This window comes from Acinetobacter sp. 10FS3-1 (assembly GCF_013343215.1).
Taxonomy (GTDB): domain Bacteria; phylum Pseudomonadota; class Gammaproteobacteria; order Pseudomonadales; family Moraxellaceae; genus Acinetobacter; species Acinetobacter lwoffii_C.
Genome location: NZ_CP039143.1, coordinates 2,892,254 through 2,907,336 on the forward strand (window position 1 = coordinate 2,892,254; position 15,083 = coordinate 2,907,336).

Annotated in this window: 14 protein-coding genes; 4 read left to right on the plus strand and 10 right to left on the minus strand. The window is 44.3% G+C overall.

What is annotated here, in order from left to right; genetic code table 11:
• The first annotated feature begins 523 nt into the window (after nucleotides 1-523).
• On the plus strand, nucleotides 524-592 hold the full coding sequence (locus tag E5Y90_RS17725) for a hypothetical protein (RefSeq protein ID WP_416377168.1): 69 nt from the start codon (nucleotides 524-526) through the stop codon (nucleotides 590-592).
• 206 nt (nucleotides 593-798) lie between these two features.
• On the opposite strand, the gene asd is transcribed toward E5Y90_RS17725, so the two are convergent.
• The 3 genes from asd to pncB all read right to left on the minus strand — a co-directional run bounded on the left by asd (nucleotide 799) and on the right by pncB (nucleotide 3,865).
• Nucleotides 799-1,650: an archaetidylserine decarboxylase gene (gene asd / locus E5Y90_RS13680; protein ID WP_151205343.1), complete on the minus strand. Its 852-nt coding sequence runs from the start codon at nucleotides 1,648-1,650 to the stop codon at nucleotides 799-801.
• On the minus strand, nucleotides 1,647-2,495 hold the full coding sequence (locus E5Y90_RS13685; protein ID WP_174660495.1) for a sulfurtransferase: 849 nt from the start codon (nucleotides 2,493-2,495) through the stop codon (nucleotides 1,647-1,649). Before E5Y90_RS13685 ends, asd begins: the two co-directional genes overlap by 4 nt.
• A gap of 164 nt (nucleotides 2,496-2,659) precedes the next feature.
• Nucleotides 2,660-3,865: a nicotinate phosphoribosyltransferase gene (gene pncB / locus E5Y90_RS13690; RefSeq protein ID WP_151205345.1), complete on the minus strand. Its 1,206-nt coding sequence runs from the start codon at nucleotides 3,863-3,865 to the stop codon at nucleotides 2,660-2,662.
• Nucleotides 3,866-4,301: 436 nt separating this feature from the next.
• Between pncB and dtd the strand changes: the two genes are divergently transcribed.
• Nucleotides 4,302-4,742, plus strand: a complete 441-nt coding sequence (gene dtd, locus E5Y90_RS13695) for a D-aminoacyl-tRNA deacylase (RefSeq protein ID WP_151205346.1) — start codon at nucleotides 4,302-4,304, stop codon at nucleotides 4,740-4,742.
• Between the two features lie 347 nt (nucleotides 4,743-5,089).
• Here the strand turns inward: dtd and E5Y90_RS13700 are convergent, their stop codons facing one another.
• The 4 genes from E5Y90_RS13700 to serB all read right to left on the minus strand — a co-directional run bounded on the left by E5Y90_RS13700 (nucleotide 5,090) and on the right by serB (nucleotide 8,889).
• A complete protein-coding gene (locus tag E5Y90_RS13700) occupies nucleotides 5,090-5,569 on the minus strand; it encodes an SCP2 sterol-binding domain-containing protein (protein WP_151205347.1) in 480 nt (159 codons plus the stop codon).
• Nucleotides 5,570-5,680: 111 nt separating this feature from the next.
• Nucleotides 5,681-6,748, minus strand: coding sequence for an RNA-guided endonuclease InsQ/TnpB family protein (locus E5Y90_RS13705; RefSeq protein ID WP_174660496.1), 1,068 nt, complete (start codon nucleotides 6,746-6,748; stop codon nucleotides 5,681-5,683).
• Between the two features lie 177 nt (nucleotides 6,749-6,925).
• Nucleotides 6,926-7,261: a ciprofloxacin tolerance protein AciT gene (gene aciT / locus E5Y90_RS13710; protein WP_151205349.1), complete on the minus strand. Its 336-nt coding sequence runs from the start codon at nucleotides 7,259-7,261 to the stop codon at nucleotides 6,926-6,928.
• Between the two features lie 407 nt (nucleotides 7,262-7,668).
• On the minus strand, nucleotides 7,669-8,889 hold the full coding sequence (gene serB, locus E5Y90_RS13715; protein ID WP_151206952.1) for a phosphoserine phosphatase SerB: 1,221 nt from the start codon (nucleotides 8,887-8,889) through the stop codon (nucleotides 7,669-7,671).
• An 82-nt stretch (nucleotides 8,890-8,971) separates the two neighbouring features.
• On the opposite strand from serB, the gene E5Y90_RS13720 reads away from it, so the two are divergent.
• Nucleotides 8,972-10,225, plus strand: coding sequence for a hypothetical protein (locus E5Y90_RS13720; protein WP_174660497.1), 1,254 nt, complete (start codon nucleotides 8,972-8,974; stop codon nucleotides 10,223-10,225).
• Between the two features lie 110 nt (nucleotides 10,226-10,335).
• Here the strand turns inward: E5Y90_RS13720 and E5Y90_RS13725 are convergent, their stop codons facing one another.
• The 3 genes from E5Y90_RS13725 to mhpT form a co-directional block, all read right to left on the minus strand.
• Complete coding sequence (locus tag E5Y90_RS13725) at nucleotides 10,336-11,292, minus strand: bile acid:sodium symporter family protein (protein WP_174660498.1); 957 nt, start codon at nucleotides 11,290-11,292, stop codon at nucleotides 10,336-10,338.
• A gap of 100 nt (nucleotides 11,293-11,392) precedes the next feature.
• Nucleotides 11,393-12,022: a bifunctional nicotinamidase/pyrazinamidase gene (pncA, locus tag E5Y90_RS13730; protein ID WP_174660610.1), complete on the minus strand. Its 630-nt coding sequence runs from the start codon at nucleotides 12,020-12,022 to the stop codon at nucleotides 11,393-11,395.
• 205 nt (nucleotides 12,023-12,227) lie between these two features.
• Complete coding sequence (gene mhpT, locus E5Y90_RS13735) at nucleotides 12,228-13,433, minus strand: 3-(3-hydroxy-phenyl)propionate transporter MhpT (RefSeq protein ID WP_174660499.1); 1,206 nt, start codon at nucleotides 13,431-13,433, stop codon at nucleotides 12,228-12,230.
• A gap of 743 nt (nucleotides 13,434-14,176) precedes the next feature.
• Between mhpT and dapA the strand changes: the two genes are divergently transcribed.
• A complete protein-coding gene (dapA, locus tag E5Y90_RS13740; protein ID WP_151204634.1) occupies nucleotides 14,177-15,076 on the plus strand; it encodes a 4-hydroxy-tetrahydrodipicolinate synthase in 900 nt (299 codons plus the stop codon).
• Nucleotides 15,077-15,083: the final 7 nt, after the last annotated feature.

The following is a 15,083-nucleotide window of genomic DNA, read 5'->3' on the forward strand; positions in this document are numbered from 1 at the left end:
AAATTTAAAATTATTCTTACTATAGCAAAACTCGTCCCTAACACTAAGATTGATCGTATAAAAATCAATGAAAAGAATGCAAGAGACTTACAAGAGAGGGTAAGAGGTGGCAAATATAAAAAATAGTTTAGGGAGCAGGGTAAAAAAACTGCATAAACCTGTCGAACAATGAGCAAAGAGTCAGTATGCAAGCTGATAAATCTATCAAAACACCCAGTCGGTCGTGACTGGGATTTTTTATTCACCTTAAGACTATGAGGTATATCTTAGCTCGGCATTTGCAGTGAAATACCCCGTGGTCGCCCTAATACCTGACCCGAACTTTTCAAGCTAAGTCTTTTTATTCGCCCATGATTGTTCTATTCTGAAACGCCACTTTTCTCAAACTGTTAAGCTCTCCCCCGTTATCAAAATCATGCCACACTACTTATGAGATTTGAGTTATTTTTTCCATCCAGTCAAGGCAGATACAGGGATTCGTTTTATTAATTCCACCGAGCTGGTTATTTGCCCTTATTTTCAAATGAAAAGACATCGTGGATTGAAAAACTTAGCCAGTCGGGAGAAAAGTACTGAGGGTGGGTTATACTGACTTCAATTATATAAAAATCTATTTCGGCATTACATCAAAAAATGTTCATGGTGTTGCTGTACTTAAGTCTCTACCTCAAGATTCAAGCCAAGACAAATAAAATCAACTTCCCTCTAGCTGAACCCTCTAAACTTATAATTGATGCATTTCATAGCTGAATACACCTGTTTTTAATGAGGGTTCATTTTAGCCTTATGGGTTAAAAATTAAAGTAAATGGCCTAATTTTTCACCCATTTTCACCAATGAATTAGCTTTAAAGGCGGCATCCCACTGCATTTTGTTTTCTTCAAACAGGATAATCGCTGTTGAGCCAAGATAGAAACGTCCCAGTTCAGCGCCTTTTTCCAGAAACAGGTTATGCTGGTTCAGCTCAATGCGGCCGGAAGGTTTCACTTTACCGGTCGCCACCGTTTCAATACCCGCCACAATCATGGCACCAACAAGCACCACTGCCATCCGGCCCACTTCGGTATCGAACAGGCAAACCATGCGTTCATTACGGGCAAACAGTCCCGGAATATTTTCCGCAGTCACCTGATTGACTGAGAACAGCTCGCCGGGGACATATAAGGTTTCAGTTAGAGTTCCAGCAAATGGCATGTGCACACGGTGATAATCGCGCGGTGACAGATATACAGTAGCAAATTGACCATCCTTAAATGGTCCTGCCAGTTGCGGATCAGCGATCAGGGTTTCGACGGTATATTTCTGGCCTTTGGCCTGAAACACATCGCCATTTTCGATTTTGCCCAATTGGGAAATGGCGCCATCCGCAGGCGATACAATACTGCGAGTATCGGTATCTACGGCGCGAATACCTGCTTTTAGGCCACGGGTAAAAAATTCATTAAAAGATTTATATTTCAAGGCATTGGCTTGCTCTGCAATACTCATATCAATGCCATATTGTGCCTTGAACGCCGCAATCGCGGCATTTTTCACAATCGGGTTTTCACTGGCGGCAATTTTACCCACCACGCGAGACAGACGATGCTGCGGCACCAGACCTTGTGCCTTAATAAATAATTGTTGCTTTAAACGCGATGTGATGCTCAAGACAGCACCTCCCCTGTAGCGATTGGACTATCGAGGCGGTTGCCCCATTCACTCCACGCACCATCATAGACTTGGATTTTCCAGCCCAGTAAACGGCCCAGAATATACGCCAAACCTGAACGATGATGTGACTGACAATACACCACAACCGGCTGATCCAGATCAAAGCCAAGTTGTTCCAGACGCTGTCGGGTACGTGGTAAGGGATGTAATTTTAAATGATTTTCACGGTTAAGGGCAGTACTCCATTCAAAATGACGTGCTCCCGGAATATGACCGCCGCGTCGTGCAGCCAGACGCAAGCCGGTATATTCATCTTCTGTACGGCAATCCCAGATCTGAATCTTTTTATTTTCAACCAGTTGCCTTAAGTCTTGATAGCCAATCTGAAACTCGGCCTTATTTTCCAGCTGGACCGGAAGCAAATGCTCAACTGTGAGAAATTGTTCCTGCCTAGAAGAAGTCGGTAAGCCAGCCCCCAGCCAGGCATGAATTCCGCCATTGAGCAGACTGGTATTTTCAAAGCCCAGACAATGCAGATTCCACAGCAGACGACCGGCCCAAGCACCGCCTTCATCATCATAAGCCACCACATGATGCTCTGGAGAGATATTCAGATAACCGATCAATGCGTTCAAACCTTCCAGATCTGGCAACAAGCCCATCGCATTTTCTTCCTGACGCAGCAGAAGTTTAGGCAGCAAGTGCAAAGCATGCGGAATATGTAATTGTTCATATACCGAGGCCCGACTCAAATCGACAATACGAAGTTTTTCATTACCCAGATGTGGAACTAAATCTTCAGCCTCAATCAGCAGGCCAAAATTAAATGCGGAAGCTGTCATGGTTATCATCAATAGAATTGATCAAGTCTCTGTGATCTTAACACAGCTCACTTTTTCACTAATGTGGTTTTTCTAAAGATCCTTAGCATCATTTTAAATAAGCTACAGTTGAGGCAAAGCACCCCAATAAAAAACCGTCTGGGTTCAGACGGTTGTAGAAAATTTTAAGCAGGTTCTGCAATATCAAAGACCTGGCGCAAATAAGCCAGGAAAGTATCGTTATCGGTCATGGTCTTGCCCGGACTGTCGGAAATTTTAGCCACAGACTGACGATTACACTCCACCAGCTTCAGTACAATATTCAAGGGGGTCTGCCCCATATCATTGGTCAAGTTCGTCCCGATTCCAAAACTGACCTGAAAACGGTTCTTAAAGTACTGGTGCAATTTCCAGGCTTTTTCCAGATTCAGACCATCACTAAAGGTCAGCATCTTGGTTTTACTGTCAATCTTAAGCTGCTTATAATGCGCATACGCTTTATCGCCCCATTCATAGGGATCGCCACTGTCATGACGCAGGCCATCAAATAATTTGGCAAAGTACAGATCAAAATCACGCAGGAACGCATCCATGCCGACCACATCGGTTAAAGCAATGCCTAGGTCACCACGATATTCCTGTACCCAGGTTTCAAGCGCTGCTTTCTGGAAGTCACGCAGACGTACGTCCAGCGCCTGAAAGGCTTGCAGGAATTCATGCGCCATGGTGCCAATCGGGGTAATGCCGAGTTCTTTGGCCAGCAGCACATTACTGGTGCCACGGAATACATGCGGCGCAGCCTTATTAAATTCTTCGACCACATGCTTTTGCCAGGCAAAACTATAACGACGACGCGTGCCAAAATCCGAGACCAAAAATGGTGGATCATTTGGGTCCTGTGCAGCATCACACTGCTTTAACAGTTCAATTTTGGCGGTTAAGCGACGTTCACCTTCGGCCAGCACCTCAGGGCTACGAATACGGCTGAAATACAGTTCGTTGACAATGGCCAGTACGAAAATTTCAAACATCATCGCCTGTACCATCGGACCTTCTACAATAATGTCCAGACGGCCCTGACTGTCAATGCTGGCCTGAATAAAACGGCGTTTCAGCTGGAACAGTTCCAGATAGTCAACAAAGTCACTTTTGATAAAACGCAGGCCACGGAGATATTGCAGCTCATCTTCTTTAAATTTAAGCTGACACAGCAAATCCAGTTGATGATTCAGATCATCCAGAATATCCGTCAGTGGATATACCGTCTCTTCCAGATTACGACAACGGAAATGATAGACACTATGAGTTTGGGGAAACTTGTGCAATACCACTTGTAGCATCGTGAATTTGTACAAGTCAGTATCTAACAAAGATTGGATGATTGGCGCCATAATGAAGAGAAATATCGCTGTGCTTTTCTGCATTAAAGCATAAATATTTAGGCAAGATTGCAGGATTTACGTACAGCTAGCTGAATTATCGACAAAAGTTTAACAAAATAAAATGGCCCGGCAGCAGTTATTCGGCGCCGTTCTGTAATGCCTCCTGTTGCTGAATGACGCTCTGCAACTGCTGTTGCTGACCAATTCCTTTGGCAGATTCAGCCGCAGCTTTTGCTCCCGGTTGTTCAGTTTGAGCATTATAGTCGACTTGGCGCAGCTAACTAACAATCGCAGATTCCATTTTTTAAACAAGGCTTCCAGACGGCAAGGTAAAGTCAAAAGCGAGCATACAATTAAAGAGTTTAAAACTCAGAATGGAGATTTTTATAGAGGCCATTCTTGCTACAATCACCTCCCTCCATATAGTTATCGGTTTATAGGTGAAATGCGCGCTTTATTGCAACGGGTTCTGGAAGCCAAAGTCGTGGTTGAGGGAGAAATCACAGGTGAAATTGAACAAGGTATTCTGGTTTTTCTGGGTATAGGTAAAAATGACAATCTGGAAAAAGGCAAAAAACTGATTGATAAAATATTGAAATATCGTTTTTTTGATGATGAACAAGGCAAAATGGGCTGGAATATCAGTCAGGCCAAAGGTGGTTTACTTCTGGTATCTCAATTTACCTTGATGGCTCAAACCCAGAAAGGTTTGCGTCCGGATTTTGGTCCGGCCATGCCGCCGACTGAAGCAAAAGCTTTGTATGAGCAACTGGTAGAATATGCCCAAAGCCAGTTTGACAATGTACAGACCGGTATTTTTGCGGCAGACATGAAAGTGCATCTGGTCAATGACGGACCAGTGACCTTTAATTTAGAAGTTGAATAATGTGCAGCATAAAGAAAGAACTTAAAGTTACCCCGGCTATGGATAGATCATTATCAACTTGGTTATCCTGATCTATTGTTCTTAATGTTTTTCCTTGAGAAACTCTGTTTCAGGGTCGCGCTTGATTACTTTGATCTCTTCCACACCAGGGGAAGAAGCTTTGCTTCTTAGCAAAAGTTCTTTCAATATCAGAAACCCATATATAGACCGTAGAACTATTTTTGCTTATCCGGTCTCAAACGGTTGCCAATAAACCTTAGCCATCTTCAATATTTTTCAACGCCATAAAAAATGCCAGCCATTTTTAAATCGGCCAGCATTTCCTGTCTTTTAGAATTTTTTAAATCTTATTTACCAGTTTTTTCTTTAATAAACTGACGTGCCATTTTCACTTTCTCTTTAACAGGCTTTGGCAGTTTTGGTGGAATCATTTTCGCCACCTGGTTAAACCAGACCAACAAACTAAAATCACCTTCCATCTTGATGGTACCGCTTTGCATGCCGGTCATAAAGGCAGTAGGATCACCTTTCATCAAGGTTTTAACCCCCTGCTCGCTGTCAGCAAATTGCAGAACAAAATCCGCCTTTTCTGCATCACCTGAAACTGTATCAATCTGACCATTATTCACAATGATCTGACGTGCAAACCCTTCATCTGTGCCAATCTGGATACGGAATTGACGCTCATGGACCAGTTCAATAAATTTCGGGCTGGTACGGGCCAGCTGCTTCATACGTAGCGCAAGACCGGCAACCAGCAAATCTAGGGGATCTGTACTGAGATCGACCAGAGGAAATTTGAGCACAGGAATGGAGGACAGTTTCATGGAGTTATGCCTATTTTAATTGTATGAAAATTGAAAAATATCCTAGCATACATCGAAGCCAGGCTGAGGAATGACTTTGTATCATATTTCTAACTTGACATCCTCTCCGCCTTAAAAGAGGGAGATTCCTACAGCTAGACGCTTATGCCCAAGCGCAAGAATGTTCTTTGCAGCATTAATGTCCCGATCATTTAGACTGAGACATTTTTTATTACTGCATTGCCATTCTCTTATTCGCAAATCTATCCTACCTTTCGGACTACCTGCGGTGATCTCACCGCAACACGAACAAATTTGGGAGGTGAAACTTTCATTGACTTCCTCAAACAATACGCCTGCGTTCTCGCATTTATACTTGAGCATTGTTTTTAGTGCTGAAAATCCTGTGTCTAAAACAGATTTCGCCATTTTAGTTTTTATAAGTTTTTTAGCACTCAGATCGCCAATTACAATCAGCGCATTTTCTTTAACAAGCATGGTGCTTGCCTTGTGCAAATGGTCTTTACGGCAATGTGCAATCTTTGCATGTAATGCACGTACACGCTTTTTATTCTTTGCTCGTTGAGCAATACTTAGTTTCTGCTCATATTTTCGATAAAATTTAGGGTTGGAAATCACTGTACCATCTGAACACGTAGCAATATCTTTTAAACCAAGATCAATGCCTATGGCTTTGCTGACTGTCGGTTTATTTTGCTTCAGTGAATCCACTACAAGGCACACATACCAACGCCCACGACTATCTTCAACAAATGAGCCTGTTCTAACGCTGTATTTACTTAACTCATAGCTATCCCAAATTTTGAATTGATGTTTACCATATTGAACATATCCATCAGCGTATTTGATCGCTACTTTCTTAAACGGTATCCATCCAAGTGATCTTCTTGCAGATTTCTTGTTACTCACACGCCATTTAAGTTTTGCTTTCTTGAACTGCTTTCTTCGTGTGACTAATTCTTCGGTGACAGCCTGAATAGTTTGGCTGTGCAAACCGCACTCTTTAGATGCGCCTTTGGTGTATTGGGCAATATCAAATGCAGATAGAAATTCATCTGTTCTTTTTAGGTGCTTAAAACTTAAATCATTCACATAATTCCAAACAAAGTTCACCTCAGATGCTAATTGAATCAGCACCTTTGCGTGTTGGTCTTTAATGCGAAGTTTAAGTGTTTTCATGTGCTTATTTTAATCATAATATTTTAAGTAGAGAACAGTAGGGATATTTGATACGACATCTAATGTCGTATGGCTTAAGCCAGTCGCTTATATTCTCGTGCTGAACCACGAGGTTTTACGCTCCTAGTGATAAAAAAATGCACCCAGCGGTGCATTTTTCTGTGTCTTTCTGGCGACTTAACGACTGGATAGCTGCTGTTGGTCATCCTCATACACCGGCGTATGTTCGATATAGCGGCGTTTAGCCAGCGCACGTTCTGCACGGCGGTCCTCCCGCAACAGCAAGAGGGTGACAATGGCCATGACAATCGTCAGTGCAGTCAGGTAGCTATAGGTCATCGGGAGTTCAAACAGGGCTTGTGTCCCGCTGCGAATCATTTCGATCAGACCCCAGGTCAGCATGCCCGCAGCCATAAAACTTAACCAGCGACGATAAGGCGAGAAGAACACAGCAAGCACAGCCGCAGCGACTAAACTCAAGCCTACAATCGTTGCCAGATTCGCTGTTACCATAAAAACCCCTCCATCCAACAAGATAATGTATACGTTGACCAGCTCACACTTCTAAGCATTGAATTCTGTTAAGTCCATCAAGTGGAATATATTGATTTGAATTTCTATGTCAGCATTATGATGAGTTTTTAGCATAAGAAAAGTCCCATTCTTCGACTTTACGACATACTTTGTCGCGATATTATTTTGTCATTACATTTTTTATTTCCATCGTTTTTGTGGATCAATGACTGTGCCAATGTTGGCGTGTCATTACAAAATCATCGGGGCTGTGCTTGGCTTAAAAAATTATTTTTTCCGTTTAAGCGGATTGCTGTTTTTCTATGCGACAGGTGCAAAAAGCAGAAAAAAAGCCCGCACAGAAATGTAAAACGCGGCCCTAAGGCCGCGTTGCTTAATAAAATTATTTAAGCACGGTTCAGATCTTTATCATGCATGCCGAGTAAATACAGCACACCGTCCAGACCGACACTAGAAATGGCCTGTGTCGCATTCTGACGAACAAGGGGCTTAGCACGAAAAGCCACGCCAAGACCTGCAATCGACAACATTGGCAAGTCATTGGCCCCATCACCCACCGCAATGGTCTGCTCTAAAGAAATCCCCATTTCATCTGCAATCTGCTTTAATAGCAGTGCCTTACGGGCACCATCTACAATATGGCCTTTGACTTCACCGGTAACCTTGCCATCCCGAACATCCAGACAGTTGGCATGTACTTCATCAATCCCCAGCTTGGCTTGCAGATATTCTGCAAAATACTGAAAACCACCCGACAGAATAGCCGTGCGATAACCTAAAGCTTTTAAAGTTGAAATCAGGCGCACTGCCCCTTCCGTGACTGTCAGGCGTTCGGCAATTTTCGGCAATACTGCTGCATCCATGCCTTCTAGCAGGGCAACACGGGCGCGGAAACTTTGCTGGAAGTCCAGCTCGCCCTGCATGGCACGTTCGGTAATTTCTGCAACCTGGGTGCCAACACCGGCTTCAATCGCCAGTTCATCAATGACTTCCTGTTCAATCAGGGTCGAGTCCATATCAAAGCAGACCAGACGGCGGTTACGGCGATAAGCATTATCTTCCTGTACCGCAACATCCACATTCAGTTCATTCGACAGGCTCAGGCAGGCTGCACGCATGGCCGCAGCATCCAGCATCTGCCCACTTAAACCGAACTGGATACAGGCACGTTTTGGACCTTTGCTGGAGCCATCCAGGGCGGGACGGCCGGAAAGACGTGTGACCGTTTCAATATTAAAACCCTGACTGGATACAATATGGGTCACAGCCTGAAGATGAGAGGCATTTAATTCCGGAGCCAATGCCGTTACGATATAACGTGTGCGTCCACCTTCTTTCACCCATTGCCCATATTCAGCAGTAGAGATCGGTTTAAAGCGCACTGTTAACCCGATATCATGTGCTAGAATCAGGATTTCCTTCATGGCTAATGCTGTTGCAGTCTGGTCATTAGACGAGACCACAATTCCTAAGGTCAGTTGATTATGAATGACCGCTTGTCCTACATCTAAAATTTGTAAGGAATGGGCGGACAAAACCTGCATTAATCGTGTAAATTGATTAGGCTGGTCGGGTCCTAAAAATGATATAAGAATGATTTCTTGCATGAATTGACTCGGGTCTGATCTGAGCGACAACAATTGTTAGAATCATAATCGAAATTGAACAGAATTGCCTTGGAAGTTTAAGTTGAATGCGCCTAGACAAGGGCTATTTGCTAGCCTACTGATTGTAAGTTTTGCTTTACATACCTTTTTACTGGTATTGGCAACCACTCACCAACTGAATGACAACCGGGCCAGTCAAGGGCAGCTGATGACCAGTCAGCTGGTCACTGACAGCCTGGCAGAGCTTGAACCGGCCAACCGTGTTTCCTTGGCGCTTCTGGCCAATCGCTATGCCACCAACCCCAGTGTAACCTCTATCCGTATCCTGGATGCGAATGGTCAGGTTCTGGCCACTGGCGGACTGACTAAAACTCGTGAGGGTGAAGTTTTTGTTCGTGATGCCCTGCAAAACGAGAAAAAAGTAGGGGTCATTGAAATCACCCTGATTGAGCCAAGTATTGGGGAAATCCTCCGTACCCAATGGCTGGCGATCCTGTTCTCTTTCGTCATTCATGGCCTGCTCTGGGTAGCCTATCGTGCAGTAGCGCGTCCAAGCCGGACCGAATATCTGGCGCGCATCAACAATGAATCCCGCCTCAAGTTTGAAATCCAGAGCCTGACCCAGGCACTGGAGCAGGAAAAGCACAATGCCGCTTTGGCGATTGCCCAGGCTCAGCAGGCTCTTAAACACAAACCCAAAGAAAAAGAGCAACCGGCGGTGGTGCTGGATCATGACAGTCTGTCTTTGAACATCCAGTTCTATGATCCAAAACAGTTACTGGATAGCGTCAATAAAACTGTGTCTGTGCCTTATTTCAATCTGTGCCAGATTTTCCTGAACAAGGCCACTGAGCTCTGTGTACAACATTACAAGCTGAACAGTCAGGATATTTCTACCGTACAGAAATTTAATGAAAAAGGCGCAACCATCAGTATTGCAGCAGACAAACCGGATGCCTTGGCCTGCCTGACCATGATCAGTGCTGTATTTCAGCTGCTTTCGGAGGTCTTGTATAAACGTTACCGTGAAGAAAAGCGTTTTGTCCTGCAAACCCGTAGTGCCATTTCATCAACTGTGGAGGAAATGCAGTTGAATTCGGTACAGGCAGCCGAACGTCTGGTCCAGCAACTGATGGCCAAAGAAAGCGCCCTGCATGTTCCAAATAGCTTACTGAAAAATATCTCGGATCATTTTGAGCTGGTCAGCATGCCTAATCCAACCAATGTACTGACCCGTCATGCTTTTGTAGTCAATGGCATGGATGCTGAAACAGCCGAGCTGGCCCAAACGTTTAGGACTGAAATTCTAAAATCCAAGCAGTCCAAAGCATCATAATAGCAAGTAAAACACTTCCTAAAAAAGCCATATAGCGTTGTATATACGGCTTTTTTAATGGGAAGAAATACTTATCAGAAACTCAAGTTTCTTGAAAGGATGATGTTCATCTAGTCCAGCTTATGGGTGGTTGTTTCAGCCTGTCTTGACGCCCAGTAAGTCGCCAGAGCCGGTCCAGAAATATTGTGCCATAAACTGAAAATAGCACTCGGTACAGCAGTGACCGGAGACGCTGCAAAATGAGTAGCAGCCAAAGCCACGCCCAGCCCGGAATTTTGCATACCCACTTCAACGGCAACGGCACGACAGTCTATTTCTGCCAGCTTAAACAGGCGGCTGGCCCAATAACCCAGTAAATAGCCCAGTCCGTTATGTAAGGCCACAATTCCTAAAATCATCAAGCCGGATTCCAAAATCTGGGTTTTACTGCCGGCAATAATTGCAGCCACAATCGCCACAATCGCCAGTACTGAAACCAGTGGCATAACCTGAATATAGGCTTCGACCCTGGTCTTTAACACTGCCCGAACCATCAAGCCCAAGAAAATTGGAAATAACACCACCTGCAAAATTGAGATCAGCATCGACCAGGCATTGATCTCAATCCATTGACTTGCCAGCAGATAAAACATGATCGGTGTCAGAATTGGTGCCAATAAGGTTGAAACTGAGGTACAAGCCACCGACAGCGCCGTGTTGCCTCGGGCCATATAGGTAATGACATTCGAGGCCGTTCCTCCCGGACAGCAGCCGACCAGAATCACACCGACTGCAATTTCAGCAGGAAGCCGGAACAACTGACAGAGTAAAAAAGCCAGCCCGGGCATTACCAGAAACTGGGCCACAACGCCAATCGCGACAGCCTTCGGACTCTGCAAGACGCTTTTAAAATCGCCCAAGGTCATGGTCATGCCCATACCAAACATGATCAGCCCCAACATCCACGGAATATAGGCACGTAACCAGACAAAGAGATCCGGCAGCATCAAGGCAATCGCTGAAAACAGGATGACCCACAAAGCAAAGGTTTTTTGGACAAACTGGCTAAATTGGAGCAGTGCTGACATGGGCTAATCCCATCAATAACAAAGAGAAAAGGTATCGCTTGATACCTCGACATTACAGGCAGTCTATACAGATTTCTGAGCTACTTCTATACAGCCAAAATCAGGCTGCATCCAGTATATCTTTTAGATAAATCCGTTTAACGCCCTGTGCCAGCATGTCCTGCCAGGCATGTTGCAAGGAACCGTTCAGATCAATACCCTTGGTGGCATCAGCAATCACATAGGCATTAAACCCCAGCTTGCGGGCATCCATCGCGGTCCAGGCCACACAAAAATCTGTCGCAATCCCGACGATAAAAACCGTATTAATATGACGTTCGCGCAAATAACCCGCCAGACCTGTAGTGGTTTTTTGATCTGCTTCTAAAAAGGCAGAATAGCTGTCGATCTGGCGATGAAATCCTTTGCGGATAATCAGTTGGGCCTGAGGCAGATGTAAATCCGGATGCAGCTCCGCATCTGGAGTACCCTGCACACAATGGCTTGGCCACAACACCTGAGGACCATAGTCCAGCTGAATGGTCTGATAAACCGCTTTACCAAAATGATTGCTTGCAAAAGAAATATGATCTGCCGGGTGCCAGTCTTGGGTCAGGACAATATTGTCAAAATACTGTCCCAATCGATTGATATTTGGAATAATCTGATCTGCATGTGCAACCGCCAGATTGCCTCCCGGTGTAAATCCTCGCTGTACATCCACCACGATTAAAGCTGCATTGTGCATTATTTTTATTCCTTAAAAACTGAATTTGCACCCCAGCATAGCCTAAAACGAAAGAAATTTTTTACTCTCTTTACTAAAATAGAATAACGGCCGATGCTGAAAAAACTGCTGCTGGCAATGATTTAAATATGTAATCAATCCCTGTGTTTTATCCAGTCAAAATGAACATAAAAAAGCCTGCATGTGCAGGTTTTTCAATAGCGGCTGATCAAACTTTAGTGCGGTTGACCAGAATCAGCATACATACTGCCGAGATCAGAATACATGGAATCGCTGCCGAGATGACCCCTGCGGCACCAAAACCTGCTACCAGAAGCTGACCTGCAATCGCAGGCCCAAGCATTGCGCCAACCCGGCCTACAGCAGAAGCGCCCCCTACCCCTGTACCACGCACTTCAGTTGGATACACAATACTCCCGAAAGCATACAGTACACCCTGACAACCAATAACGAAGGCACCGGCCAAGGCTGCTGCTATATACATCTGGTTCAGTGAGCTGGCACCATTCAATGCCAGCAAACCTGCCAAAATGCCACCATACATCAATACAATCACATAGGCTTTCTTCCAGCGATCCGTCAACATACCCAGAATGATGGTACCAATGGTCGCAGTTACCATGAAATAGAACTGGGCTGTTGAACCATTCTTACGAGTAAAGCCCAGTTCCATAAACAGTGATGGCAACCAGCTCAGCATGATATACACCACCATCAGGGTAAAGAAGTAACTCACCCAGATACATACAGTACGAAACAGGTTATCCGAGTTAAACAGGTCCTTGAAGGAGCCTTGTGATGCTGTCGCAAGCTCTGTAGCCGTTTTGTGCTGCGCTTTTAAATATTCCTTCGACTCCGGCAGAAACCCCATCATGAGTGGAATTGCAATAATCGGTAATAAACCACCCAGATAGAATACGTTTTTCCAGTTCGCCCCAAATTCAGTTGCAGCCACTAAAGATAAAATGGCAGCACCAACCGGCATACCGCAGTACATCAATCCCACCGCACGCCCACGATTTTGTGGCGATACAGCTTCAGATGCCAGAGTAATCAGAATCGGCATGGCTCCACCCAGACCAGCGCCTGCCAGAAAACGTACGGCCAGCAAGCTATGAAAACTGTTGACCCATACGGTACATAAGGTAAAGAGAGCAAATATTGCTGTCGACCAGATCAGGACTTTCTTACGGCCAATACGATCTGCAAACCGACCGCCGACCAGTGCACCCGGCAATAAGCCTAGAATCCCTGCACTAAAAAACACCCCCAATTGTGAACTATCAAGACCAAAATGCTCACGTATACCCGCTGCAGCAATCCCTGCTGCCTGAATATCTAAGCCTTCAATCACGGCAATCAGAAAACAGATCGCGACCGTGACGATGGCATGCTTATTGTCTGATTTTTCCATTGGAATATCCTTGTTTAATCAGCGTTCAAAAAGAGAACCCATCATCTATGAGTGGCCAATTAGAATTAACTATCAAAAAGTTGAACGCTTTGGTTGGATTTCCGAACAGGAGAAATTTTGATGACTTTCGCATTGCTTGCAATAAAGTCTTAAAAACGATTAATTAAAGTTATATAAAATTCAGTTTCTTATCTATAAGACTTATAAATCAGCCCTAAGATTTAACCAGTTAGAAAAATAAATGATTTAAATTTAATACTTTAAACAGCTTAATCAGACGTTATTTTTATTTAACAGGCTCATTTTCCGCTCTATTTCTATATTTTTCACATCTCAATTCATCGAATATAAATATTAGTTCATATCCAAGTACAATTTTCTATTAAAAAAAACTTAAAAAATCAGAAGGTTGAATATTTTTATAGCAGTATTTTAGTCGCAGGGTTATAAAATAAATCGGTCAGAAAAAGCTTTATAGCAAGTTTTATTTACCTTCTATCTAGCTTGAATGGGCAGTCAAACACCTCTTCTCAGCTCTTGATTGTTTTACATAGGCTTTGTATAAAGAATCAGTGGCTTTGACTAAAGCATATTGTTCTTATGCGTTTGATCAGTCATAATTTGCATAAGCAATATTCAATTCAGCCCAGATTAATTGAATTTGTTCTCAATCAGAATACAAACCCATCCAAATTTATGTTTTCTCATTCTCTTCGGATGGACAAATAGGATAGTTTTTCAAAATGACTCAGCAAGCACAGACCACTCAGGGTTCCATTGTCGCAATCGTCACCCCAATGTTTGAAGATGGCAGCGTAGATTGGAAGAGCCTCGAGAAGCTGGTTGAGTGGCATATTGCAGAGGGTACAAATGGAATTGTCGCCGTAGGTACTACCGGTGAAGCCTCTACGCTCAGCATGAGTGAACATACGCAGGTGATCAAAGAAATCATCCGTGTGGCAAAAAAACGTATTCCTGTGATTGCGGGTACGGGGGCAAACTCGACCCATGAAGCCATTCAATTAACCCGTGAAGCCAAAGAACTGGGGGCTGATGCTGCCCTGTTGGTGACACCTTATTATAATAAACCGACCCAGGAAGGCTTATACCAGCACTATAAGGCGATTGCTGAGGCAGTTGATCTTCCACAGATTCTTTATAATGTGCCGGGCCGTACAGGCGTAGACATGGCCAATGAAACAGTGATTCGTCTGGCAGATATTCCGCAAATTGTGGGCATCAAGGACGCAACCGGTGATGTTGCGCGTGGTGCAGCCCTGCTTGAGGGCCTGACTGGCAAGAACATGACCGTCTATTCAGGCGATGATGCAACGGCTTATCAGCTGATGGGTCATGGGGCTAAAGGTAATATTTCGGTGACTGCCAATGTGGCACCCAAAGCCATGAGTGAAGTCTGCGCGGCTGCACTTCAAGGCGATATGGCACGTGCTGAAGAGCTGAATTCGCAGATTGCAAATTTACACAATATTTTATTTTGCGAATCGAACCCGATTCCTGTGAAATGGGCACTTCACGATATGGGCTTAATCGGTACAGGTATTCGCCTGCCATTAACCCCTCTTGCAGAACAATATCGCGCTCCGCTTCATGAAGCACTGGTTGTAGCGGGCGTCATTCAATAAAAGAGCA

Bases quoted from the DNA above. Each gene is read 5' to 3' on its own strand.
- E5Y90_RS13700 (WP_151205347.1), bottom strand. From the start codon at position 5,569: ATGAAACTGTCCTCCATTCCTGTGCTCAAATTTCCTCTGGTCGATCTC.
- E5Y90_RS13725 (WP_174660498.1), bottom strand. From the start codon at position 11,292: ATGTCAGCACTGCTCCAATTTAGCCAGTTTGTCCAAAAAACCTTTGCT.
- pncB (WP_151205345.1), bottom strand. From the start codon at position 3,865: ATGGCGCCAATCATCCAATCTTTGTTAGATACTGACTTGTACAAATTC.
- dapA (WP_151204634.1), top strand. From the start codon at position 14,177: ATGACTCAGCAAGCACAGACCACTCAGGGTTCCATTGTCGCAATCGTC.
- E5Y90_RS13705 (WP_174660496.1), bottom strand. From the start codon at position 6,748: ATGAAAACACTTAAACTTCGCATTAAAGACCAACACGCAAAGGTGCTG.
- mhpT (WP_174660499.1), bottom strand. From the start codon at position 13,433: ATGGAAAAATCAGACAATAAGCATGCCATCGTCACGGTCGCGATCTGT.
- aciT (WP_151205349.1), bottom strand. From the start codon at position 7,261: ATGGTAACAGCGAATCTGGCAACGATTGTAGGCTTGAGTTTAGTCGCT.
- E5Y90_RS13685 (WP_174660495.1), bottom strand. From the start codon at position 2,495: ATGACAGCTTCCGCATTTAATTTTGGCCTGCTGATTGAGGCTGAAGAT.
- serB (WP_151206952.1), bottom strand. From the start codon at position 8,889: ATGCAAGAAATCATTCTTATATCATTTTTAGGACCCGACCAGCCTAAT.
- dtd (WP_151205346.1), top strand. From the start codon at position 4,302: ATGCGCGCTTTATTGCAACGGGTTCTGGAAGCCAAAGTCGTGGTTGAG.